The organism is Methanothrix harundinacea 6Ac (assembly GCF_000235565.1).
Classification (GTDB): domain Archaea; phylum Halobacteriota; class Methanosarcinia; order Methanotrichales; family Methanotrichaceae; genus Methanocrinis; species Methanocrinis harundinaceus.
Map to the genome: position 1 here is coordinate 1,742,753 of NC_017527.1, position 22,182 is coordinate 1,764,934.

The window sequence follows — 22,182 nt, forward strand, 5'->3', positions numbered from 1 at the left end:
CCGCCCATATCCGGCAGCCCTGGAGCCTGTACCCTCGGCTATACTCTAAAGATGGGGATCTCGATGGACTGGGAAGTCGTAGGTTACGCCGCTGCAGCCCTGACGATGTTCGGCTTTCTGCCGCAGCTCTTGAAGATGGTGAGGACGAAGTCCGTGGACGACGTAAGCCTCCTCATGATGGTCCAGATGGGTCTGGGGGTCTCTCTCTGGCTCGCCTACGGCCTCCACCTCGAAAACTCCCCCCTGATCGTGGCCAACTTCGTATCCCTGTCGATCCTGGCCCTCGGCCTCGTCGTCTACTTCAGATACACCACCAATAGATACCTCACCAGAAGATACTTCAGATAAGAAGAAGAACTGGCTTTGAGGCGGGGTGAGGCTTATCGCCAATCGCCGGCCATTGAGAGGAGGATTTCCATGATGGAGATGCTGACGAAGTTCCAGAACGCCGTTCTGATCTTGCTCACCTGGATGATGGCCCTGGTCGTCTTTCTCGCGACGGCAGAGCTCTTTTACATCGTCGCAAAGGAGATCGTCTCCCCTCCCCTCATCCTCCTGGGGATCGACCAGCTCCTGGAGATCTTCGGGTACTTCCTCCTGGTTCTGATAGGGATAGAGCTCCTCGAGACCTTCAGGATATACCTCGCTGAGAAGGTTATCAACGTCCAGGTCGTCCTTCTGGTGGCGATCATCGCCATCGCGAGGAAGGTGATAATCCTGGACGTCACGAAGCTTCCGAGCATGACCCTGATCGGGATAGCGGCGATCGTCGTCTCCCTCTCTGCGGGCTACTACCTGGTGAAGAAGAGCCAGCAGGACGAGAAGGCGTGCAGGCTGTAGACGGGCTCCCATGCCGGATCGAGGCTTTACTACCACGGTCGGATCCAACCCGGTGCGAACCCTTTAATCCGATCGGGGCGTAACTCTCCCCGTGGAGGAGAGACGACATGATCCCCGAAGATAATTGGACCGATCCGCCCGAGAGGGTCAGGGCCGCCCTGGAGGAGGTGGCGGACGGCTACTCTGACCTGGCCTCCGAACTCCGGGCCGACCTGGCGGGTGCGGAAGGCACAGAGGCGGTTTTAGAGCTGGCGGAGAGGTCGGCCCTGGAGATGCTGGAGAGGCTTCCTCTGAGCCCCGTCTACTGCCCCTTCTGCACCATCCACCGGCCCGGGGCCGTCGACTGTCAGGGGTGCGGATACGCCGCCAGGTACGGCCGATGCACCGAGGCTGGGACCCCCTACAACCGGGCGATCATGGCCCACTACGACCTGGTGGAGGCGGTGGAAGACCTCCGGGGGGGGCGGCAGATATCGGCCCCCTCGATACCGAAAGAGGAGCTCCGGGCCGCCCTGGGAGATCAGGCGGACCGGGTGAAGGATCTCGCAGGGAGGTTTCAGAGGAGGGTCAGAAGGGCCCGGTCGTCGGAGGAGCTGATGGCCCTGAAGACGGAGTTCATGGCCGATCTCGTGGGGTCTCTCCCCATCGATAGGGTCTCCGGCCTCTGCGGCTTCGACGACCGCCCCCTCTTGGAGGCGAAGAGGGGGGCCCTCCAGGGGCTGAGGCGCCACTGGCCCGCAGCCTAAAGCCGCCATGATCTGGCAGGTTCGGCCCCGTCGAGGCCGCCCTCCCGCCTCTTCAGGACCGCTTGCTTCCGCCCAGAGCCGAGGCGGCGAGGATCGCCAGGGGTATCAGCCCGACGATCAGGACCGCCCCGGGGGAGAAGCCCAGGGAGTAGGCGAGGATCACCAGGAGGATCCCCAGAAGGACCACGGTCCAGGAGCGGCGGGGCCCCAGAGAGCAGGCGCAGGCGGGCCTTGGGGGCTCGGACTGTTTTTTCTTCTCCTCGAAGCATCTTTCTTCCGGATTCATTCGTCCATCACCATCCATCAGATAGATCTGGGAGGAGATATCTCTTCCCGGCGCCGTCCCCATCTCGGGGAGGGGCGCACCGCTTGGTCACCTTCGTCCATCTTCTCGGCGGTCTATCCAGAGGCTGATCAGCCTGTCCGACCTCGCCAGGGCATCCTCCGTCCCGGAGAAGTGGTCGGCGGCGGAGTTCATCGCCTCCATGAAGCCGGAGGTGTCGCCCTCGTCGGCGAGCTTCGAGAGCCGTTCGCATTCGTGGATGTACGCCTCCCTCACCCGTCTCGCCTCGGGGTTCTCCTGGATGCTGGCGTAGAGCTCGGGGCTCTGGGCGAGGATCCGTCCAACGAAGTCGATCATGATCTCGTAGACGGGGCTCATGAACCTCCGAGAGCGGGCGACGTCGAAGTCGAGGGATCTGAGGGTCGAGCCGATGGAGATGTAGGCGAAGTGGGTGAGGGCCTGGACGACGGCCATGATCCGATCGTGCTCCTCGGCCTCGAGGATCTCCACCCGGGCGCCCCCCTCCCGGAAGATCTCCTCCATCGGCGAGAGCCAGAAGTCGCACCTTCCCGTCGCTGGGACGAGGATCACCGTCTGTCCCCGGAGGGTCGGTATGGTGGGGCCGAACATGGGGTGGGTCCCCAAAACCTCCACCCCCTGGGGGGCCCACCGGAGCATCGCCTCCATCGGCCCCCTCTTGAGGGAGGTGACGTCCATCAGGAGGCTCCCTGGCTTCATCCGGGGGGCTATCTCTTCGATCACCTTCGCCGTCTCCTGGATGGGGACGCTGAGAAGGACGACGTCGCTAGCCGCCACCTCCGCCGGGAGGTCGGAGGCGAAGCTCACCCCGAGCCTCTCGGCGACCTCGACTTTGCCGCTCGGCCCCCAGACGGAGACGAGAAAGCCTTGGCCCTTGAAGAATCGGGCAAACCAGCTTCCAGTACCGCCGGTGCCGCCGACGATCAGCATCTTCTTCGTCTCCTCCGCTTTACCATCGATCGGGTTCATCGGTTCCTCAGCTCCTCCCTAAGGGCTTCCTCCATGACGTCTGCTGGGGCTTTTCTGCCGGTCCAGATCTCGATCGAGAGCGCCCCCTGATGGACGAGCATCGGCACCCCGTCGATGATCCGGGCTCCGGCCCGGGCCGCGTCCTGCAAGAGCTCGGTCTCCCGGTTGTAGACGATGTCAAAGACGATCTGCCCCTGCCGGAATAGTCGGCCGTCGACGATCCTGGGGTCGCCCTCTCTCATGCCGACGGAGGTGGCGTTTACGACCACCTCCGCCCAGGGGATGAGCCTGTCCAGTTCGGAGAGGCCGTAGCCCCTCCCACCCACGGAGGCCGCCAGGTCGAGGGCACGCTCTCGGTCCCGGTTGGCGATGGAGAGCTCGGCCCCCGAGAGGGCGAGCTGGCGGGCGATCGCCTTTGCCGCCCCGCCGGCGCCGATGATGAGGACCCTTCTGCCGGCGACCCGGACCCCGGCCCCCTCCAGGGCCCGCAGGGCCCCCAGACCATCGGTGTTGTACCCCCGGATCCCATCGCCGAAGGCGACGGTGTTGACGGCCCCCATCGCCGCGGCGTTCTCGTCCGGCTCGACGATGGAGAGGGCCGCCTCCTTGAGGGGGATCGTCAGGTTGAGGCCGCCAAAGCCCATCGCTTCGGCCCCCAATATAGCGTCCTTGAGCCGCTCTTTTTTGACGCGGAAGGCGAGGTAGCGGGCCGAGAGGCCGAGGGCGGAGAAGGCGGCGTTCTGCATCGCCGGGGATAGGCTGTGCTCCACGGGGTCACCGAAGACGGCGTAGACCAACATCGGGGGTAAGTTGATCTTTATGGGTAAATAAGGGTAGGTTTGGCAAGGGGAGAAGAAACCCGACCTCTGGGCCATCGGGCCCCCGGGCAAACCTCTAAATCCAAACCGCCCATACAAATATAAAACTGATCTGTTATACCTGGTCAATCTTCTAAGGACGAGGAGGGCTCTTTATGAAACTAAAAACGATCTTCCTGGGGCTGGAGGCGGGCGGCAGATCGGTCGTCATCATGAACGGAGACGACGCCGAGCGGCTGGGGGTCCTGGCCCTGGGGAGGGTGACCGTCCGGCTCGACGGAATTGTGAAGACCGCCATCGTCAACACCTCCACGGAGATGATAGAGCCGGGCCGGATTGGCGTCTGCAAACGGGTCTGGGAGGGGCTCGGCCTCGCCGACGGCTCCGAGGTCGAGGTGGAGGTGGCACCCTTCCCCGACTCGATCTACTTCATAAGAAACAAGCTGGACGGGAGGAAGCTCGCCTTCGACGAGGTCCTGGAGATCGTCGAGGATACGGTGGCGGAGAGGCTGAGCGACGTCGAGATCACCGCCTTCGTCACCGCCCTCCACAGCTTCGGCCTCGACCTCGACGAGGCGACGAACCTCTCCCTCGCCATGATCAAGACGGGGAGGACGATGAAGCTCGACGGAGGGCCGATCGTCGACAAGCACTCCATAGGCGGGGTCCCTGGGGACAAGACGACCCTCCTCGTCGTACCCCTCGTGGCGGCAGCGGGGCTCTTGATACCGAAATCCTCTTCCCGGGCCATCACCTCCCCGGCGGGGACGGCGGACCGGGCGGAGGTCCTGATGCCGGTGGGCCTCGACCTCGAGGAGATGCGGTCGGTGGTGGAGGAGGCCGGAGGCTGCATCGTCTGGGGTGGCTCCGTCCACCTGGCGCCGGCCGACGACATCTTCGTCAGGGTCGAGTACCCCCTCTCCATCGACCCCCTCCTCTTGCCGTCGATCATCTCCAAGAAGAGGGCCGTCGGCGCCGACCTCCTCGTCGTCGACATCCCCACCGGCAGGGGGGCCAAGGTGAAGACGATCGGGGAGGCGAACCTCCTGGCCAAGGACTTCATGGAGATCGGAAGCCGCCTGGGGATCAGGGTCCAGGGCGCCGTCACCTACGGCGAGCAGCCCATCGGCCGCGCCATAGGACCAGCCCTGGAGGCGAAAGAGGCGATGGAGGTTCTCATGAACCGACCTGGACCTCGGGACGTGGCGGAGAAGGCGACGGCCATCGCCGGGATCCTGCTGGAGATGGCAGGGAGAGAAGACGGCAAGGCCCTGGCGGAGGAGCTCCTCCGGTCCGGGAAGGCGGAGCAGAAGATGAGGGAGATCATCGAGGCCCAGGGGGGAGATCCGGAGGTCCTGCCGGAGGATATAGCCGTCGGAGACCACAAGTTCACCGTCCGATCCGATAGGTCCGGCCACCTCCTCTGGATAAACAACTCGTCGATCGCCGAGGTGGCGAGGTTTGCAGGCTGCCCCAAGGACGAGGGAGCAGGGATCCTCCTCGCTAGGAAGATCGGGGATGCCGTCGAGGAGGGGGACCCCCTCTTCACCATCTTCGCCGAGAGGGGCAACAACCTCCAGCGGGCCCTGGATAGGCTGGAGGGGCTGAGGGTGGTGGGCGTCGGAGATGGGATGGAGATGCTGATCCACGAGGTGAAGGAGAGGCCGGTGGCGAAGAGGAGCTTCACCCTGGATAGATGAGCCCGCCAGGTTCTCCGGTGGTAGAGGGATGGTCCCCTTCACCGCCACCTTCAATAATCACCTCCTAGGCCAGCTCCTGGCGACGATCAGCCCCCTCGCCGCGGCGTTCCGCCCCACATCCTGGCGACAGCCGGTGCACAGATCCATCCACGAGGCGGCAGAGCCCCTCGCTTGAACCGGCTCGGGGAGGCGATCCCGGATGTACTCCATCTCCTTTTTGGTGGCGAAGGGCCTTCCGCAGATGCGGCAGCGGACCATCTCGAAGGTGAGGGCGAAGCTCTCTTCTCCGGGCAATTCGTCGGCCAGTCCGAAGGAGATCGCCCCCGTCGGGCATGCCTCCACCAGCCCCTCGGCGATCCTCGCCTCGAACTCTTCGATAGACCTCGGAAATCTGATCGTCCGCTTAGCCCCTCGATCCGAGAGGCCGACTGCCGCGGATATCTCCGGCCAGAGGTTTGAGCAGGCCCGACATCCGATGCACTCATCCTCGTCGACGGCGAGGATCCTCAAGAGACCTTCTTCTGTACCCTTCATCCCCTCTCCCTCCCGATGGAGGCGGCATAGGATTGAGCTATCCTCGAGGCCGCCCTCCTCCTCAGCACCTCCGTCGCCTCAAACCGGTCTCCGAAGATCAGGGCCTCCGCGGGACAGGTGAGGACGCACGGAGGGACCTCCCTATCGGGACAGAGGTCGCACTTCTGGACCATGGAGGCGGGGTCGAGATCGACGGCCCCGAAGGGGCAGGCGACTACGCAGAGGCCGCATCTTGTGCACTTTCCGGCCTCAAAGCCGACCTCCGCCTCCTCCTGGGTTAGGGCGCCGGATGGACAGACGAGGGCGCAGGGCGCAGCCTCGCAGTGGTGGCAGGCGACGGGGACCGAGGCCCGGTCCTTCACCGCCTCCACCGATATCCTGGAGGTTCCGTGGACCCTCTCGCAGGCCACCTCGCAGGCGCGGCAGAAGATGCACCTTTCCAGATCAACGTAAATCTCCAATCGATCAGACCCCCTTCATCTTGCCTATCCTGCAGGCTGCGACCTTGAACTCCGGGATCCTCGCCACGGGGTCGATGACGTCGCTGGTGAGGGTGTTCGTCTCGGGGAAGTGGAAGGGCATGAAGAGGACCCCCCTCTCCTGCCGGGTCGTCACCCGGGCCCTCGCCCAGGCCTCCCCCCGGCGGGTCTCCACCTCCACCAGGTCCCCGTCGACGACGCCCCACTGGTCGGCGTCCCCGGGGTTCACCTCGACGAAGAGCTCCGGAGCCCTCCTCATCAGGGAGAGGCTCCTCCTTGTCATCGACCCGGCGTTGTAGTGTATGACGACCCGGCCGGTGGTGAGGAGGAGGGGATAGTCCTGGCTCCTCTCCTCGGCGGGGGGCTGGTAGTCGACGGCGAAGATCCTCGCCCTCCCCTCCGGGGCGGAGAACCCATCCTGGTGGAGGATCGGGGTTCCCGGATGGTCGAGGAAGGGGCAGGGCCAGATCACCCCGCCCCGGGCCCCGGCCCGCTCCCGGGTGATTCCAGCGTAGCTTTTGACGACCCTCCCGATCTCCGCCAGGACCTCCTCGGGGCCGGAGTAATCGAAGTTGAGCCCCAGAAGGTTTGCGAGACGGATGATCGTCGAGAGGTCGGACCTCGCCTCCCCCGGTGGGTCGATCGCCCGGGGCGACCACTGGACCCGCCTCTCGGTGCTGGTGTAAGACCCCGCCTTCTCCGCCCAAGCCGCCGCCGGGAGGACGAGATCGGCGATCTCCGCCGTCTCGGTCATGAATATATCCTGGACGGCCAGGAAGTCGAGGTTCGCAAGCTCCCTCCTCCCCCGGGACGAGGCGGAGTCGGAGTTGACGATGTCCTCGCCCATCACGTAGAGGAGGCGGAGGTCCCCGTCCCCGGCGGCCACCGGCATGGCCTCGGCGGTCATCCCCATCCCCTTCGGGAGGGAGGCCCCGCCCCAGGCCACCTCGAGGCGGCGGATCCCCTCGGCGTCGCTGACGGATACGGAGCCGGGGTAGAAGTCGGCGAGGACCCCCATGTCGCAGGCCCCCTGGACGTTGTTCTGCCCCCGGAGGGGATAGAGCCCCGCCCCCGACCTTCCCAGATGGCCACAGATGAGGGCGAGGTCGGCGCAGGCGGTGACGTTATCCGTCCCGTGGGAGTGCTGGGTGATCCCCATGGAGTAGAGGATCGCCGAGGCGGGGGACCTGGCGTAGATCCTAGCCGCCCGGAGGATCGAGGAGGCGGAGACCCCGGTGATCTCTGCCGCCCTCTCCGGCGTATACCACCGGACCTTATCCGCCAGCTCCTCAAAGCCGACGGTCCTCTCCTCGACGAACTTGCTGTTGTAGAGCCCCTCCTCGATGATGACGTTCATCATCCCGTTGAGGAGGGCGACGTCGGTCCCCAGATTGATCTGGAGGTGGAGGTCGGCGAGCCAGGCCGTGGGGGTGAGCCTGGGGTCGGCGACGATGATGAACCCCCCCCGGTCCTTAGCCCTCAGAGCCCACCTGGCGACGAGGGGGTGGTTCTCGGCGAAGTTCGACCCGATGGCGAAGATGCAGCCGGAGTTCGCGAGGTCGGATATGGGGTTTGTCATGCAGGCGGCGCCGAAGGCCCGGTTGAGGGCGGGGATCGTCGGCGAGTGGCACCTTCGAGCGCAGCAGTCCACGTTCTTCGATCCCAGGAGGCGGGCCATCTTCTGGAAGAGGTAGTTCTCCTCGTTGGTGCACTTCGCTGAACCGAGGAACCCGAGGGCTCCGGGGCCGTAGTCCCTGATCGTCTCTTTGATCTCCCCGGCGAGCCGCGCCAAAGCCTCCTCCCAGGAGATCCTCCTCCAGCCGTCCCCGGCCTTCAGGAGGGGGAACCGGAGCCGTTCGGGGTGTCCGAGCACCTCCAGGGCTGCGTTCCCCTTGGGGCAGAGGGCCCCCTCGTTGGTGGGGTGGTCGAGCATGTACTCGATCCCGGGCCCTCCCTCCCCCTTTCGAATATAAAAACCGCAACCCAGGGCGCAGTAAGGGCAGACTGTGGGCGAAAGACCGTCGTCGGCCATGATGATCGTCACCTCTCCTCAATTAAAAAGGCGGAGGGGGCCCTCACCGGCCGCTGCCGGCGGCCATCCCCCTCGCCAGCTTCAGGGCGGACTCAGCCCTCTTCGACTCGGAGAACTCCTCCAGCTCCTTGAAGACGAGGGCCCCTGTGGGGCAGGCGGAGACGCAGGCGGGGACCTCCAGGTCGGGGCACCGGTCGCACTTGATCGCCACCCTTTCCTCCCGGTTCCTCCCGATCATCCCGTAGCTGCAGACCGACGCGCAGGTCCAGCATCCGATGCATCCCTCGGGGTTGTGGGTGACGACCCTGGTCACCTCGTCCTGGCGGAGGGCTCCGGTAGGACAGACGGAGACGCAAGGAGCCTCCTCGCAGTGGCGGCAGGCCATGGGGACCGAGATGGAGTAATCGGGGACGAACTCGACGTAGACCCTCTTTCTCGGAGCCGGCCTCTCGGCGACGGCGGATAGGAGGCTCTTGGCCTGGGAGTGCTCGACGGCGCAGGCGATCTCGCAGGACCGACACCCCATGCACCTTTCAGGCCTTATCAGGATCTCTTTCATCTCTTCAGCTCCTGGTGGGGGATCGGGGCTAGGCGGAGAGCCCCAGCCCCTCCCTCTTCTCCTCGATCTTGGCGATCATCAATTTAGCGGCCTTGAAGGGGTCCGGCTCGACGGCGAAGGAGGCGCCTACGACCCCCTCCACCCCCTTCGTCAGGACGCTCGTCACCTCGGGGCTACCGAGGACCGGCGGGACCGTCCCCAGGACGGTATAGACCCCGGAGGCTATGACGTAAGCCCCGATGCTCACCGCCTTCTCGCTCATCCACTCCGGGGCGGCCCCCGCCGCCGGTAGGTCGCTGATGTCAACTCCGAGGTGGTTTGCCAGGGCCGCCGCCAGGACGAGGATCCGGCTGATGTCGACGCAGGAGCCCATGTGGAGGACCGGCGGAACGCCGAGGGCCTCGCAGATGGGCCTCAGGCCCGGACCCGCCTCCTTCGCCGCCTCGGGGAGGAGGAGGCCGGCCTTGGCGCAGGCGATGGCGTTGCAGCCGGTGGTGACGACGAGGACGTCGTTTCTGATCAGCTCCCGGACCAGGTTTACGTGGCCGAAGTCGTGCTGGACCTTGGGGTTGTTGCAGCCGACGACGGCTCCGACGCCCTTGATCGAACCGGAGACGATGGCGTCGACGAGGGGCTGGGGCGTTCCGCCGAGGGCCCCCAGGATCGCCTCAGCGCTGAAGCCGACCATGCAGCCGCTCTTCTCCCTGGGGATGTTCACCCTCCCGGGGTCGCGGTTCGGGTAGTTCTCGACGGCGGCCCGGACGATCTCCCGCGCCGTCTCCAGGGCCTTCTCCTCGTGGTACTCCATCCGGAGGGTCCCGGGGAAGTCGGCCTTCGGGGAGGTGGAGATGAATTTGGTGTGGTAGCAGCCGGCGAGGTTTCCGAGGGCTGGCATGATGCACTGGACGTCCACCACCATCGCCTCGACGGCGCCGGTGATGACGGCCAGCTCCTGCTGGAGGAAGTTTCCTGCCGTCGGAATCCCGTGGCGCATCAGAACCTCGTTTCCTGTGCAGCAGATCCCGGATACGCTGATCCCCTTCGCCCCCATCTCTATTGCGAGGGCGACCATCTCGGGGTCCTCGGCGGCGGCGACGATCATCTCCGAGAGGATCGGCTCGTGGCCGTGGACGATGATGTTCACCTCGTCCGACTTCAGGACCCCCAGGTTCGACTCCGACATGACCGGTGTTGGGGTTCCGAAGAGGACGTCCTGGACGTCGGTGGCGATCATCGATCCGCCCCAGCCGTCGGAGATGCTCGTTCTGAGGCCGTGGAGGAGGAGGTGGACCGGATCGTTGTCGACGCCGATGTGGGTTCTGTGCATGCACTCGACGATCTCCCGGTCGACCCCCCGGGGGTCGATCCCGGCCTTCTCCCAGACCGACTGCCTCTTGGCGGGGGCCCGCCTGGTGAACGTGATCGGTCCCTCCTGCTTTCCGAATTCGGAGAGGAGGACGTTGGCGAGCTCCAGCGCCACCTCCTCAGGGCTCCGACCCTCCGGGGAGATGCCGTACTCGGCTGCCAGGGCGTTCATCTTCGCCCCGTCCTTGATCTGGTAGCCCTCAGCTTCGCCCTCCGCCATCTTCTTGAAGGCGAGGACGGCGTCCCGGGCGTGGTCGGAGTGGGCCGCCGCCCCGGCGGCGATCATCCGGAGGAGGTTTCGGGCGACGATGATGTCGGCGGTGGCGCCGCAGACCCCTCGATCCGCCCCCTCGCCGAAGGGGTCGATCCGGCAGGGCCCCATGTTGCAGTTGCGGCAGCAGACCCCTAGGATGCCGAAGCCGCACTGGGGCTGCTGCTTATCGAAACGGTCCCAGGCGGTCTCGATCCCCGCCCGGTCGGCCTCCAGGAGCATCGCCCGGGTGGCGGGATCTATGCTCCTCTCGCTGACGTTCTTACCCATATTTGTGACCTCTCTTATCGTTCCAAATTCGAAGTGATATGACAAAAGTTATCACTATCATCTATTTAGCTTTTTCCGAATTTATGTTGTTTAAACAGGTGTATATCTTTTTAATGTGATGTAAAATAACTTGCTTTCAGGTGTTTAGTGTAATTTTTATGTTTTGGGGCTTGACTTTTTACACCTCCCGGCGGCCTTCAGCCTCTCCAGGGGAGGCGGCGGCATAGCCCGGCCCCTCCGGCTCGCAAGTAGGCCTCGACCTATCCCGATCTTCCTTTTATCAGAGGGGGAGATTTATCTGCCAGAACCGAACCCTCCAGGATGGGAGACCATCCTCCAAATATAAAATTGCTCCATCCCTCTCCGTCCCAGCATTTTTAAGCTCAGGGCCGAGGAGCTGGGATCTCCTCGGCTGGCTGACCTCCAGAGGCGGCGAGCGCCCTCGCCATGGGCTCTTGGGGAGTTTGGGAGAACCCATCCTAGGATATCCCTTATATTGCTGGATTAATGGCGGCGATCGGCTGAAAAGGGCTGACCCCACGAGAATATACCTATCCCGGAGCCGAATATATCCGCCGATAATTCCTTTTCGATGGAGAGAAATCTATATATGCAACCCCTTCGTCCCCACTTCATGATGACGCTCGACGAGGCGATCCTCCGCTGTATAAGCCTCCGCTCCGGCTTGTAGTGCGCCATTTTTGAGCTCTTTTAGCTCTGCTCATATCTTCCTCGATCTCAGAACCCATCGCCACCCAAAGCTGTTCCGGCGTTCCATCGGATCTGGCCTTCTCTCCGATCAGGTCCTCTCTGAGATCTTGGGGCACCGCCTTCTGTAGATTATACTCAAAGTTCGCATTGAAAAATAGGAGGTGAAAAATATGAATCGCACCATAAAGCTCCTCATGATATCGGACATCTTCGTCCTCACCGGCTTCGGCCTCATCCAGCCGATCCTGGCGATCTTCATAAACGAGGGGGTGGTCGGGGGGACGATCTTCACCGCGGGGGTGGCGAGCACCCTCTTCCTGGTGACCAAGTCCCTCGTCCAGCTCCCCTTCGCCCGGTACGTCGACGGTAGCGTGAAGAAGACCAGATGGCTTATCCTGGGAACGGTCCTCATCGCCATCGTCCCGGTGATGTACATCTTCATAGACCACATATACCAGGTCTACCTGGCGGAGGTCCTCTACGGCATAGGAAGCGGCCTTGCATACCCCACCTGGGTCTGCCTCTGGAGCCGGAACCTGAACCCGGGGAGCGAGGGCTTCGAGTGGTCGATGTATTCCACCTCCACGGGCCTGGGGACCGCCGCCACCGCCGCCGCGGGCGCCGCCATCGCCAGCGTGGCGGGCTTCGCCGCCACCTTCGTCCTCACCGGGCTGATGTGCCTTGTAGGGTGCGGAATCCTCCTATTCCTAGACCGCGAGAGCCCCCCCGAGTGGAGAGGTCCAGCGCCATCGACGGATGGAAGGAGGAGGTTGAGGCTAGACCGGACGACTCCGGAGTGATGGTTTGTCTCAAGCCCTTCCCTCCCCCCTTCGCCCTTCGTCCCCTTCCCTCCCTTGCTACCTTCCTCTCCTCCACCCCCCTCTCCTTCTCTTCCCCCTCTTCCCCTCCTCGAGGTCCTTTACCGCCCTAAGGGGCCCGTTTTCGATGACTATTTAGTCCCGGAGCCGCCTTCTCTCCGCCATGGCAGGAGAGCTCTTGGACCGGTTTTGCGGCTCCCTCCTCGGCCTCGCCGTCGGCGACGCCCTGGGGATGCCCGTCGAGGGGATGACCGCCGAGGAGATCCGGGCGGGGCCCGGCGAGGTCCGGGATATGATCGCCCCCGCCGCCGACCACTTCCACTCCGGCCTCTCTCCGGGGCAGTACACCGACGACACTGAGCAGACCCTCATTCTGGCGGAGACCCTCATCGAGGCCGGATCCTTCGACGTCGAGCGGTTCGCTAAGAGGCTCGCCTCCTGGGGCCGGTGCTGGACCGCCGATCCGAGGATGAATCGGGGGGTCGGCTGGACGAGCAAGACGGCGATCCAGGAGCTCCTGGGAGGTATGGCCTGGCGGGAGGCGGGGGTGGCGACCCCGACCTGCGGCTCGGCGATGAGGGCGGCGCCGATAGGCCTCGTCTACCACTGCAGCCTCGACCTCGTCGCCAGGTACGCCGACCTCCAAAGCCTTCCGACTCACTCTTCTGCGGCAGCGAGGGCGGGGTCGGTTGCCGTCGCCGTGGGGGTCGCCCTCTCCATCCTCGGCTTCGCCCCCCTCAGGGTTCTGGAGATGGCCGCCTCCGCCTCCGAGAGGGTCGATCGGGAGTTCGGCAGGAGGCTTCTCTTGGCGAAGGAGCTTCTGGACCTCGATCCGCCGGAGGCGCTGGCGGAGATCGGGACGTCCCCGATGGTGGGGGAGACGGTCCCCGCCGCCTTCTTCTGCTACATCGGATTCGAGCCGGAGGAGGCGCTGATAGCCGCCGCCTCCGCTGGCGGCGACACCGATACCATCGCCTCCATCGCCGGGGCCCTGGCGGGGGCGGCCCGGGGGTCAGAATGGATCCCGGAGAGGTGGCTCTCCCGGCTCGAGGATCGGGAGAGGATCGAGTGCGTGGCCGCGGACCTCGCCATCCTCGCCGGCCGGGTCTGCCCCGGCCTTCGATGAAGAAATCCTCTTCTTAGCCCACCCCCCGGCCCCGTCCTTCCTCTGCCAACATCTTCTCCCCACCGGGGGGCCGGACCCTTTCTCGACGCCAGCGTGTCGTTTTTATGCCAGCCCGTACTCGCCATCACCCATGATCAAGGTAGGAATAGTCGGAGGGTCCGGCTACACCGGCGGAGAGCTCCTCCGCCTCCTGAGCCTCCACCCCGGGGCTGAGGCGGTCTGCATCACCTCCAGAAAGCTGGAGGGAAGGCCCGTGGGGGATGTCCACCCCCATCTGCGGGGGATATCCTCCCTCAACTTCGAATCGCCCTCGGCATCCGAGGTCGCCGAGAGGTGCGACGTCGTCTTCACCGCCGTCCCCCACGGGACGGCGATGGACTGGGTCCCCGATCTCCTCGATGCTGGGGCTAAGGTCGTCGACCTATCCGCCGACTACAGGCTCCCCCTGGAGGTCTTCGAGAGGACCTACGGGATGAAGCACCGGGCCTTCCGGGAGGCGGTCTTCGGGATGCCGGAGCTCCACCCAGAGGTCCGAGGCGCCGGGTTCGTCGCAAACCCCGGATGCTACCCCACGGGGGCGAGCCTCTCGGTGGCTCCCCTCGTCGGAGCCGGCCTCGCCGAGAGGGTCGTCTTCGACTCCAAGTCCGGGATCTCCGGGGCTGGTAACGCCCCCTCCGAGACGAGCCACTACCCGAACATGGCAGAGAACGTCATCGCCTACAAGCTCACCACCCACCGGCACAGAGCCGAGGTAGATCAGGAGCTATCCCGCCTCTCCCCCGGGATCAGGGTCAGCTTCACCCCCCACGTCGTCCCCGCCATCCGGGGGATCCTGACGACGGCCCACCTCCTGGTGAAGGACGAGTTCATAGGCTCGATCCCCGACAGGGACGAGATATCAAAGATCTACCGGGATTTCTACCGGGACTCGCCCTTCATCCGGCTCGTTCCCGGCGTCCCCTCCCTCGGAGCGGTCCGGGGGTCGAACTTCTGCGACATCGGCTTCGAGGTGGACGGCTCCGGGGATCGGATCGTCGTCGTATCGGCGATAGACAACCTGGTGAAGGGGGCCTCCGGCCAGGCGATCCAGAACATGAACCTGATGATGGGGATCGCCGAGACGGAGGGGCTCTGGCTCCCGGGCGGAGCGCCCTGAAGGGCGGGACTGAAAGGGTAAATAAATAGAGAGCTCTGAGGTGGAGGAGCATGAAGATCAGAGACGTGATGAACTCCGAGCCGGTGGCCATCCAGGCGACGGAGGCCGTCAGCGACGCCGTCAGGCTTCTTAGGACAAACGAGATCAGCGGGATGCCGGTGCTGGAGGGGGACCGGCTGGCGGGGGTCGTCTCCGAGTCGGACCTTCTCCGGATGCTCTCTGTCGAGAGGGAGGGGGGGCTCTGGCTCCCCAGCCCCCTGGAGGTCCTGGAGGTGCCGATCCGCGACCTGATACGGTGGGAGAAGCTCCAGGCCGGGGCCGAGGAGGCGGGGATGACGCGGGTATCCGAGGTGATGACCAAGAAGGTCTTCACCGTCAGCCCCGAGGACTCGATCGAGAGGGCGGCGTCGATGATGGTCCGCCACAGGATCAACCGCCTCCCGGTCCTGGAAGAGGGGAAGCTGGTGGGGATAGTGACGAGGGGCGACATCATAGCAGGTCTCGGGATGGAGGCGGAGGAAGTTGAAGAGGATTGAGGGAGGGATATGCGCCGTCGAGGGCGTCAGAGCCTCCGGGGTCAAGCGGGGGAAGTACGGCGTCGCCCTCATCGCCGCCTCAGGCCCTGCCGCCGGGGCCTTCACGACGAACAGGATCAGGGCTGCGCCCCTGGACGTCACCTCTGAGAGCCTCCTCGCCTCTGGGGGGCATCTCGAGGGGGTGATCGCAAACAGCGGCTGCGCCAACGCCTACACCGGCCCCCGGGGGGTTGAGGACGCCCGGTGGATGGCGGATCTTCTGGCAGGCCACCTGGGGGTCGGGGCGGATCGGGTCGGCGTCGCCTCGACGGGGGTGATAGGGAGGTACCTCGATAGGGAGGTGATCGCCGGGCTCTTCGAAGAGGCGAAGGAGAGGCTCCGGTCCGACCCCGGAGCGAGCGAGGAGGCGGCCCGGGCGATCATGACGACGGATACTGCTGTAAAAGAGATCGCCGTCGAGCACGCCGGGTTCAGGGTGGCGGGGATCACCAAGGGCGCCGGGATGATCGAGCCCAACATGGCGACGATGCTCTCCTTCATCTACACCGACGCCAGGATCTCGCCGGAGGAGCTCCGGGAGTGCCTCCTTGGAGCGGTCGATGAGAGCTTCAACATGCTGATCGTCGACGGGGACACCAGCACCAACGACCTGGTCTTGGTGACGGCGACGGGGAAGGTCGGAGCCGATGTAGACGACTTCCGGGAGGCCCTCAATTACGTCTCCGTAGAGCTGGCGAAGATGATGGCAAAGGACGGTGAGGGGGCGACGAAGCTCGTGGAGATGGTCGTCACCGGGGCGAGGGAAAGGGAGGACGCCCGCCTCGCCGCAAAGACGGTGATGAGAAGCAGCCTCGTCAAGACCGCCATCTTCGGAAACGACCCCAACTGGGGGAGGATCGTGGCCGCCGCCGGGAGGTCCGGAGCCGAGGTCGATCCGGAGAGGATCACCCTTTCCATATCCGCTGCTGATCGGGATGAAGAGGTATTCCTGGTCCGGCGGGGGAAGATCGTCGACGGTGTCCTCTCGGAGGCGGAGGAGGTCATGAAATCCGAGGAGCTTCTGATCAAACTCGACCTCGGCCTCGGCGACGCCACCGCCCGGGCCTTCGGCTGCGATCTCTCTTACGACTACGTCAAGATCAACGCAGATTATACAACCTGAGTTTGAGGATGGAATCATGCTTTTGAGAGGAGAGAGGCTCGGCGAGATCTCCGGGGACGTCCTGGAGTTCATCTCCTCCAGGGATGCGGACCGGCAGATCTTCGAGGCGGACCTCCTGGTGGACAGGGCCCACCTGGCGATGCTGAAGGAGCGGGGGCTCATCGCCGCCGAGGAGTTTTCGGCGATCGTCGCCGCCCTCGACGGGATCGAGCTGGCGGAGCTCGGGGAGGGCGAGGACGTCCACGAGGCGATAGAGGCGGAGCTGATCGCGAGGGTCGGGGCCGTCGGCGGGAGGATGCACACCGGCAGGTCTCGAAACGACGAGGTGGCGACCTGCATCCGGATCGTCCTCCGGGGCGAGCTCCTCGGCCTCATGGCCGAGGTGAACGATCTAGCAGAAGCCCTCGTCGAGAGGGCCGCCGAGAACGCCGATACAGTAATTCCGGGGTTCACCCACCTCCAGCACGCCCAGCCGACGACCCTCGCCCACCACCTCCTCGCCCACGCCGACGCTCTTTTGCGGGACTTCGACCGGCTGCAGGACTCTTGCCAGCGGGTGAACAGGTCGCCCCTGGGCGCCGCAGCCTTCGCCTCCACTGGGTTTGATATCGACAGGAAGAGGACCGCCGAGCTCCTAGGCTTCGAGGGGCTCGTCGAGAACAGCATGGACGCCGTATCGACGAGGGACTTTCTCCTGGAGGCCTTATCCGCCTCCGCCATCCTGATGGTGAACGCGAGCCGCCTCGCCGAGGAGCTGATCCTGTGGTCGACGTCGGAGTTCGGCTACCTGGAGCTCGATGACCTCTTCACATCGACCTCCTCCATCATGCCCCAGAAGAAGAACCCCGACACCGCAGAGCTCATCCGGGGGAAGACCGGCACCGTCTTTGGGTCCCTCGTCGCCGCCCTCGCCATCGTCAAGGCGCTGCCCATGAGCTACAACCGGGACCTGCAGGAGGCAACCCCGAACCTCTGGCGCGGGATCTCGACGACCAGGGGAGCCGTGCGAATCCTGACGGGGGCCGTCTCGTCGGCGAAGTTCAATAAAGAGCGGCTTGAGGCCGCCTCCGGGGCCGGCTTTTCGACGGCGACGGAGATCGCCGACTCGTTGGTCCGCAAGACGAAGATCCCCTTTCGGACCGCCCACCAGATCGTCGGCGCCCTGGCGGCGAAGGGCGGAACGCCGGCGATAGAAGATCTGGACGAGGCGGCGGAGAGGATCGCAAAATTCAGGCCGAGCGAGCGGGGCTTCGGCGAGGAGGAGCTTGCGGCCGCCCTCGACCCGAGGAGGAACGTGGCCGTCCGGTCGAGGATCGGGGGCCCTGCGCCGGAGGAGACGAAGAGGATGGCCGCCGACCGGAGGAGGAGGATCGAGGAGAACGGCCGCCTCGTCGAGGAGATGAGGGGAAGGGTCGATTCTGCCCTCGCTGCCCTGCGGGAGATGAGGTGACGGCCTCGATCTGAGGGCGGCAAAGGTTGATGATATGACGACGGCTTGGAGCGGACCGCCTCCGGCGGAGGACGGACCATGCGGCCCCTCGGCGGCTCCTTCTCCGCCGGAGGGCGGCCTGATCGGCTTTCTCAGAGGCGGAGGCGGGTGGCGGCGGAGCCTCGGCTTCGGCCTCGTCCTCCTATCCTTTATCCTCTACGGCTGCCTCCTCCTCGTCCCTTCGGCGCCCCTATCCACCTCGGGAAAGGTCGCCCTCTCGTCCCTTCTCGTGATATCCGGGGAGGCGTCCTTCTGGGTAGGAGGCTTCATCCTCGGCCGCGAGGTCGTCGCCCGGTGGCGGGGGAGGCTCGATCCGCGGAGGTGGATCCGGGGGAGGGGATGAGGGTGGCAGAGCGATGAGCGCGGTCGGGCTGAGATCTGTGGAGTTGCCCCAGTGAGCACTCATGATGTTGATGTAATGCAAACATCGAGATATGTGCCTTTTATATGAATTATTTCTTCCTAACCCCACCCTTGCGCTTCAATCCCAGCCCGGAAAGAAATAAATCTGGCACGTCTATTCTCTCTCTCGTGCGCTCCCTGAAGATACCTACCTCAACCAGATAATCTATCATCTCATGAGCATTGTTGGCTGGGAGCGCTTTCTGCAGAGATTTTTCGCTTTCAAATTGTATTTTCTGCAGAGTATTTCCTTTGTAAAACAGAGTTTTCTCCAGAATTTCCTCAAACTCTTTTCTAACCAAGGGTACTTGTTGGCCCTTCACAGATGTTTTGAGGTCCAGCAACCAAGGCCATTCATCCTTAGAATGCGTCACATGTTCTTCAGATACTCGGTCTAGAGCCCTTCTTAAAGATATATGATCCACGAGCCTTGGCCACTTTAGGTTACGTGGTGAGTTCTTTTGGGTATCTGCAGCTACAGCTAGCAGACGGACAAGAGGTCTGGGGAGAGCCTGTCCTCGCCCGTCTCTTATGTGATTTAAGATCCAGAGGTGAGTGTATCCCTTTTTTATCGTAGCTCCCATGAACTCCCCGGCCATCTTTTTAATCAATGGCCTAATATCCTCTTCCGTGACAGGATATGGTACGTGTCCAAGGATGGGATCGTCAAAGAACTTAATTCCGCGTGAAGTTTTTACATACTGCCATAGATCCTCGCTGCCGTTGGCAATGCGCTTCAAGAGCATGGCATAAAGGTTTTTATCGTTCCAGTGTAGTTCAACCCGATTAGCTGCCAGCTTCGCAAGATCAGGTCCGCCCTCTATGGCGTACCGCTGAAAGAGATCCGTCCTGAGAAATATCTTGGCCCGAAGTCTGTGCCACCTACGTGTATAGTCCGCCCAAAATGCGACCAGACCACGTATGGCACTGCTCATCGCCACCCAATTTTTGGCGCCTAACGTTTCCAGTTCATCATAGCCTACGAAGATGTATCGGTCTTCACGCTCAAGTTTAGCATCTAGATGATCCAACGCTAGACTAGGAGCATTCTTAAGGGACTTAAAGACGCTATATATTTTATCTATGTCTCCGCCGTCAATGTCTTTGAGAATCTCTAATGATTTCTGATCTTCTTGACTCAGGTGATCCCAGAGGAATCTAACCAGATAGGCAAACCAGATCTCCATCGGCGGTCGTTCTGGATCAGGATTATCATCAATAAGAAATCTCTCAAGTTCTAGGGTCCCTGGAAAGTGACTTTCGGCAGGATAAGCCGCAATCCATGTAATGCGGTCCATCTCCTTAAATGGTAGTCTCGCATCAGGCAAGCATCTCTGAATTGCTGGCATCAGATCAAGTTTAATCACAGCACGAAAAAGCTCGGATTTGCCTGAGCCACGTGGTCCAATAACCAAAATAACACTTGGATCAAAAGCCCTGATATGCTCAGGTACAGGATAAAATGTCTTACGAAACTTGCCTTCGTCTTCCCATTCCGCCCAAGCAACCATTATTTGGGATAAATCTGCAATAAGCTGGGTTGTGTTCTGTTTCGTGGGCATTACCAACACACCTATTTGCCGAACCTACTGGTTATTCGTTCTGCAAGATCTGGATAACCTGGGGATTCTGTCAGCCGGTCCGCAACATCGTCGATCACATCAAAGTGGGCGAGGAACTGCTGGTAACGTATGGCTACAGGAACATGAGGTGCATATTCATCATCTGAGTCTCTTACGTACCAAAAATCTTTATCTTCTTCATCCTCTTCATTCTCTGGATCTGCTGAATAGTAATATTGCGCGAATTCGTCTCTCGCTCTATCCTTGAAACTTTCAATGGCACTCTTTGCGACCTCGCTAACATCAGTAATCATAGCCTGCACAAGAAGACACTCCAACTGGCTTTCACCTTCTAGCACCCTCTGATATCCCAACCGCCGAAGAATTAACCTAATCCCCTGCCAGCTCTGTTCAGAAGACGTGCCGAAAACAACATACATATGAGCTAATCCACCTAAGAGGAGTCCGGCAGCTTCGGATAAACCGGCCCTTGCGTCTATAAGTAGCCAATCAGGTTTCAGCTCATCACGAATCTGATTAAGCAATAGAATAAATGGATGCAATTTTTGGCCATTTTGGGGTATCTCAAAGTCGATCCTTGATAACTTCGATGGATAACGTTCATCCATTTGCCCCGCTGGAATAACCTTTATTTCACCAGAACCGGTAACCTCCTCTCTTCTACAGGCATGGACATAGTCCCCTAAAACAACTTTACCATAGGGCCGCTCTAACATGTAGTCTAGAACGCCCCAAGGCGCTGTAGTCCCCTTGCTGTCAGCTGCGAGAAGAACGCCTATTCCAGGGGCATCTAAGTCAAAATCTATTACTGTTACTTTCTCACCCATTCTGGTTCTTTGAATCGCAAAAGATGAAAGCGCTGTGCTTCTACCCACCCCTCCTTTGAATGAGTAGAATACTATAATAGGTGGACCTCCTCTCTTCCCAGTTACTTTCCAAGGAGATTTAACTGTACTTTGCAGCCACGAGCCATGGCTTCTGTACCGATCTACGATGCGCAGACTTTCGCTAGAATCGTCATTTAAGCCTTCGTTCCATGCCCGTTCATAAAATAATTCCTCCACTTCGTCCTCAGAAGGTGCAAAATAAATCTCTTCGCTCCAATACGGAGACGCTTTTTCCTTAAGTTCCTCATTTATCCTCTTGCGTAGCTCATCTTTGTCATCAGTTTTGAGCCATAAAACAACTCTGAGCAATCCAAAGATGTCATCAATCAAAACTACCCGTTCAATGGGTTTTACTTCGTCTATCAAACTCCGGAGATAATTAATAGTTGACTGGCGTGCCTCGTCCATATGTTTTCCCATCATATCACCCCGTCTAGACGCATAGGAACCACTACTGAATTATAAATCGTATCTGCCTCTTTCAGCCACTCCTTCGATTTAGCTTGTGAGATGCTTCCGGCTGGAGAATATCGTATTAAAGTATTCCACCCACTTCTGGAAGATAACAATTGCCAATGTCCCTTGGGGAGTGCGTATCTAGCAGTTTTTGCACCTGACAGTGCAGCCAATGATAACACATTTCCCTTTAAATCACTTAGCTTGTGTGTTCTTTTTGGAGATCCAATTTCCACTTGTATCATGGTCTTAAGAGTACATTCTACAACATAACCTGACAAGTATGCTGCACCATCATAACGACTTCTTTTCAGGAGTTCTTTAGCATCACGAAGATGTTTTTTAGCCGCTTCTGGATAATCCTCCCCCGTGCTTTGCTTCATCTTAGACATAATCTTGCCACTCCTTTTATTTTAATATTTCCTTATCGTTGCTTACAGAGTTGTACACCTTCTAATTGCATATTTATCTTTCTTTCTAAAGATGATGTAACAAGAACGAAAAGACTTTCGCTCAAATCCATCAGCGGCACTTAAATCTAGCTCTCCATTTGGTTTATATTTATCAGAAATGGGGCTCTACTTGCTTATCACATCGAAACGGCGACGGTCGAGTTCTCGGCTCTTGCCCCTGGCGAAGGCAGGTTCACCAACACTGGCGAGGTGGACGACAGGTCCGTCGACGGGACCGTCATCCAGCCGGTCCACGCCACATGCGTCATAGACGTCGGGGTCGTCGAAGACGAATGCGGCCCGACGGGATGCGGGATATGGCAGCCGCCGAACTGGCAGTTTTACCACGCCGGCTATCAGCCGGACGTCGCGACGTGCGAGCAGCTGCCTTGCTTCGGCTGTGACGGGATGGGATCGTGCCTAGCACCCTGAGGGGCGCAGGGGCATTTTCCCAAACATTTCTGCTACACGATAAGATAAGACTAGGTCGTCCTCAACC

At 61.6% G+C, this 22,182-nt stretch carries 23 protein-coding genes; 12 read left to right on the plus strand and 11 right to left on the minus strand.

Annotated features, from left to right (window positions below):
- Positions 1-63 precede the first annotated feature (63 nt).
- From MHAR_RS08270 to MHAR_RS08280, 3 genes are all read left to right on the plus strand, one after another.
- Complete coding sequence (locus tag MHAR_RS08270) at positions 64-348, plus strand: SemiSWEET family sugar transporter (protein WP_048144939.1); 285 nt, start codon at positions 64-66, stop codon at positions 346-348.
- A 69-nt stretch (positions 349-417) separates the two neighbouring features.
- Positions 418-840, plus strand: coding sequence for a phosphate-starvation-inducible PsiE family protein (locus MHAR_RS08275; RefSeq protein WP_014587162.1), 423 nt, complete (start codon positions 418-420; stop codon positions 838-840).
- 107 nt (positions 841-947) lie between these two features.
- On the plus strand, positions 948-1,586 hold the full coding sequence (locus MHAR_RS08280; protein ID WP_014587163.1) for a hypothetical protein: 639 nt from the start codon (positions 948-950) through the stop codon (positions 1,584-1,586).
- Positions 1,587-1,638: 52 nt separating this feature from the next.
- On the opposite strand, the gene MHAR_RS08285 is transcribed toward MHAR_RS08280, so the two are convergent.
- The 3 genes from MHAR_RS08285 to MHAR_RS08295 all read right to left on the minus strand — a co-directional run bounded on the left by MHAR_RS08285 (position 1,639) and on the right by MHAR_RS08295 (position 3,677).
- Positions 1,639-1,872, minus strand: coding sequence for a hypothetical protein (locus MHAR_RS08285; protein ID WP_143763360.1), 234 nt, complete (start codon positions 1,870-1,872; stop codon positions 1,639-1,641).
- Positions 1,873-1,959: 87 nt separating this feature from the next.
- Positions 1,960-2,877 carry a prephenate dehydrogenase/arogenate dehydrogenase family protein gene (locus tag MHAR_RS08290; protein ID WP_014587165.1) on the minus strand — a complete coding sequence of 306 codons (918 nt, stop codon included), beginning with the start codon at positions 2,875-2,877 and terminating at the stop codon, positions 1,960-1,962.
- Positions 2,874-3,677, minus strand: a complete 804-nt coding sequence (locus MHAR_RS08295; RefSeq protein ID WP_014587166.1) for a shikimate dehydrogenase — start codon at positions 3,675-3,677, stop codon at positions 2,874-2,876. The genes MHAR_RS08290 and MHAR_RS08295 overlap by 4 nt, the downstream gene beginning before the upstream one ends.
- A 173-nt stretch (positions 3,678-3,850) precedes the next feature.
- Between MHAR_RS08295 and MHAR_RS08300 the strand changes: the two genes are divergently transcribed.
- Positions 3,851-5,395: an AMP phosphorylase gene (locus tag MHAR_RS08300; protein ID WP_014587167.1), complete on the plus strand. Its 1,545-nt coding sequence runs from the start codon at positions 3,851-3,853 to the stop codon at positions 5,393-5,395.
- Between the two features lie 57 nt (positions 5,396-5,452).
- Here the strand turns inward: MHAR_RS08300 and MHAR_RS08305 are convergent, their stop codons facing one another.
- The 5 genes from MHAR_RS08305 to cooS are packed head-to-tail and all read right to left on the minus strand — an operon-like array spanning position 5,453 to position 10,905.
- On the minus strand, positions 5,453-5,929 hold the full coding sequence (locus MHAR_RS08305; protein WP_014587168.1) for a 4Fe-4S domain-containing protein: 477 nt from the start codon (positions 5,927-5,929) through the stop codon (positions 5,453-5,455).
- Positions 5,926-6,390: a 4Fe-4S dicluster domain-containing protein gene (locus MHAR_RS08310; protein WP_014587169.1), complete on the minus strand. Its 465-nt coding sequence runs from the start codon at positions 6,388-6,390 to the stop codon at positions 5,926-5,928. The genes MHAR_RS08305 and MHAR_RS08310 overlap by 4 nt, the downstream gene beginning before the upstream one ends.
- A gap of 4 nt (positions 6,391-6,394) precedes the next feature.
- A complete protein-coding gene (gene fdhF / locus MHAR_RS08315; RefSeq protein WP_228369530.1) occupies positions 6,395-8,452 on the minus strand; it encodes a formate dehydrogenase subunit alpha in 2,058 nt (685 codons plus the stop codon).
- A gap of 31 nt (positions 8,453-8,483) precedes the next feature.
- Positions 8,484-8,999, minus strand: a complete 516-nt coding sequence (locus MHAR_RS08320) for a 4Fe-4S dicluster domain-containing protein (RefSeq protein ID WP_014587171.1) — start codon at positions 8,997-8,999, stop codon at positions 8,484-8,486.
- Positions 9,000-9,027: 28 nt separating this feature from the next.
- Complete coding sequence (gene cooS / locus MHAR_RS08325) at positions 9,028-10,905, minus strand: anaerobic carbon-monoxide dehydrogenase catalytic subunit (RefSeq protein WP_014587172.1); 1,878 nt, start codon at positions 10,903-10,905, stop codon at positions 9,028-9,030.
- Between the two features lie 881 nt (positions 10,906-11,786).
- Here cooS and MHAR_RS08335 point away from each other — a divergent pair.
- The 7 genes from MHAR_RS08335 (at position 11,787) to MHAR_RS08365 (ending at position 18,246) form a co-directional block, all read left to right on the plus strand.
- On the plus strand, positions 11,787-12,416 hold the full coding sequence (locus tag MHAR_RS08335) for an MFS transporter (protein WP_014587174.1): 630 nt from the start codon (positions 11,787-11,789) through the stop codon (positions 12,414-12,416).
- A gap of 181 nt (positions 12,417-12,597) precedes the next feature.
- Positions 12,598-13,560, plus strand: a complete 963-nt coding sequence (locus tag MHAR_RS08340) for an ADP-ribosylglycohydrolase family protein (protein WP_014587175.1) — start codon at positions 12,598-12,600, stop codon at positions 13,558-13,560.
- A 130-nt stretch (positions 13,561-13,690) separates the two neighbouring features.
- Positions 13,691-14,716 (plus strand): N-acetyl-gamma-glutamyl-phosphate reductase, encoded by a 1,026-nt coding sequence (gene argC, locus MHAR_RS08345; protein ID WP_014587176.1) that lies wholly within the window; start codon positions 13,691-13,693, stop codon positions 14,714-14,716.
- Between the two features lie 50 nt (positions 14,717-14,766).
- A complete protein-coding gene (locus MHAR_RS08350) occupies positions 14,767-15,252 on the plus strand; it encodes a CBS domain-containing protein (RefSeq protein WP_014587177.1) in 486 nt (161 codons plus the stop codon).
- Positions 15,239-16,414 (plus strand): bifunctional ornithine acetyltransferase/N-acetylglutamate synthase, encoded by a 1,176-nt coding sequence (gene argJ, locus MHAR_RS08355; protein ID WP_014587178.1) that lies wholly within the window; start codon positions 15,239-15,241, stop codon positions 16,412-16,414. The genes MHAR_RS08350 and argJ overlap by 14 nt, the downstream gene beginning before the upstream one ends.
- Before the next feature lie 16 nt (positions 16,415-16,430).
- The gene (argH, locus tag MHAR_RS08360) at positions 16,431-17,864 is read left to right on the plus strand and encodes an argininosuccinate lyase (RefSeq protein ID WP_014587179.1); all 1,434 of its coding nucleotides are present in this window, start codon (positions 16,431-16,433) and stop codon (positions 17,862-17,864) included.
- A gap of 34 nt (positions 17,865-17,898) precedes the next feature.
- The gene (locus MHAR_RS08365; protein WP_014587180.1) at positions 17,899-18,246 is read left to right on the plus strand and encodes a transporter suffix domain-containing protein; all 348 of its coding nucleotides are present in this window, start codon (positions 17,899-17,901) and stop codon (positions 18,244-18,246) included.
- 109 nt (positions 18,247-18,355) lie between these two features.
- Here the strand turns inward: MHAR_RS08365 and MHAR_RS08370 are convergent, their stop codons facing one another.
- Genes MHAR_RS08370 through MHAR_RS12995 form a run of 3 tightly spaced genes read right to left on the minus strand, consistent with a single transcriptional unit; the run spans position 18,356 to position 21,614 of the window.
- Positions 18,356-19,867 (minus strand): P-loop ATPase, Sll1717 family, encoded by a 1,512-nt coding sequence (locus tag MHAR_RS08370; RefSeq protein ID WP_014587181.1) that lies wholly within the window; start codon positions 19,865-19,867, stop codon positions 18,356-18,358.
- 11 nt (positions 19,868-19,878) lie between these two features.
- On the minus strand, positions 19,879-21,198 hold the full coding sequence (locus MHAR_RS12990; protein ID WP_143763361.1) for a KGGVGR-motif variant AAA ATPase: 1,320 nt from the start codon (positions 21,196-21,198) through the stop codon (positions 19,879-19,881).
- Complete coding sequence (locus MHAR_RS12995; RefSeq protein ID WP_187287799.1) at positions 21,195-21,614, minus strand: HEPN domain-containing protein; 420 nt, start codon at positions 21,612-21,614, stop codon at positions 21,195-21,197. Before MHAR_RS12995 ends, MHAR_RS12990 begins: the two co-directional genes overlap by 4 nt.
- Before the next feature lie 279 nt (positions 21,615-21,893).
- On the opposite strand from MHAR_RS12995, the gene MHAR_RS13455 reads away from it, so the two are divergent.
- Positions 21,894-22,115, plus strand: coding sequence for a hypothetical protein (locus tag MHAR_RS13455; protein ID WP_143763362.1), 222 nt, complete (start codon positions 21,894-21,896; stop codon positions 22,113-22,115).
- Positions 22,116-22,182 lie beyond the last annotated feature (67 nt).

Coding starts and splice junctions, on each gene's coding strand:
- MHAR_RS08270 (WP_048144939.1), top strand. CDS start 64: ATGGACTGGGAAGTCGTAGGTTACGCCGCTGCAGCCCTGACGATGTTC.
- MHAR_RS08275 (WP_014587162.1), top strand. CDS start 418: ATGATGGAGATGCTGACGAAGTTCCAGAACGCCGTTCTGATCTTGCTC.
- MHAR_RS08280 (WP_014587163.1), top strand. CDS start 948: ATGATCCCCGAAGATAATTGGACCGATCCGCCCGAGAGGGTCAGGGCC.
- MHAR_RS08285 (WP_143763360.1), bottom strand. CDS start 1,872: ATGAATCCGGAAGAAAGATGCTTCGAGGAGAAGAAAAAACAGTCCGAG.
- MHAR_RS08290 (WP_014587165.1), bottom strand. CDS start 2,877: ATGAACCCGATCGATGGTAAAGCGGAGGAGACGAAGAAGATGCTGATC.
- MHAR_RS08295 (WP_014587166.1), bottom strand. CDS start 3,677: ATGTTGGTCTACGCCGTCTTCGGTGACCCCGTGGAGCACAGCCTATCC.
- MHAR_RS08300 (WP_014587167.1), top strand. CDS start 3,851: ATGAAACTAAAAACGATCTTCCTGGGGCTGGAGGCGGGCGGCAGATCG.
- MHAR_RS08305 (WP_014587168.1), bottom strand. CDS start 5,929: ATGAAGGGTACAGAAGAAGGTCTCTTGAGGATCCTCGCCGTCGACGAG.
- MHAR_RS08320 (WP_014587171.1), bottom strand. CDS start 8,999: ATGAAAGAGATCCTGATAAGGCCTGAAAGGTGCATGGGGTGTCGGTCC.
- cooS (WP_014587172.1), bottom strand. CDS start 10,905: ATGGGTAAGAACGTCAGCGAGAGGAGCATAGATCCCGCCACCCGGGCG.
- MHAR_RS08335 (WP_014587174.1), top strand. CDS start 11,787: ATGAATCGCACCATAAAGCTCCTCATGATATCGGACATCTTCGTCCTC.
- MHAR_RS08340 (WP_014587175.1), top strand. CDS start 12,598: ATGGCAGGAGAGCTCTTGGACCGGTTTTGCGGCTCCCTCCTCGGCCTC.
- argC (WP_014587176.1), top strand. CDS start 13,691: ATGATCAAGGTAGGAATAGTCGGAGGGTCCGGCTACACCGGCGGAGAG.
- MHAR_RS08350 (WP_014587177.1), top strand. CDS start 14,767: ATGAAGATCAGAGACGTGATGAACTCCGAGCCGGTGGCCATCCAGGCG.
- argH (WP_014587179.1), top strand. CDS start 16,431: ATGCTTTTGAGAGGAGAGAGGCTCGGCGAGATCTCCGGGGACGTCCTG.
- MHAR_RS08365 (WP_014587180.1), top strand. CDS start 17,899: ATGACGACGGCTTGGAGCGGACCGCCTCCGGCGGAGGACGGACCATGC.
- MHAR_RS08370 (WP_014587181.1), bottom strand. CDS start 19,867: ATGCCCACGAAACAGAACACAACCCAGCTTATTGCAGATTTATCCCAA.
- MHAR_RS12990 (WP_143763361.1), bottom strand. CDS start 21,198: ATGATGGGAAAACATATGGACGAGGCACGCCAGTCAACTATTAATTAT.
- MHAR_RS12995 (WP_187287799.1), bottom strand. CDS start 21,614: ATGAAGCAAAGCACGGGGGAGGATTATCCAGAAGCGGCTAAAAAACAT.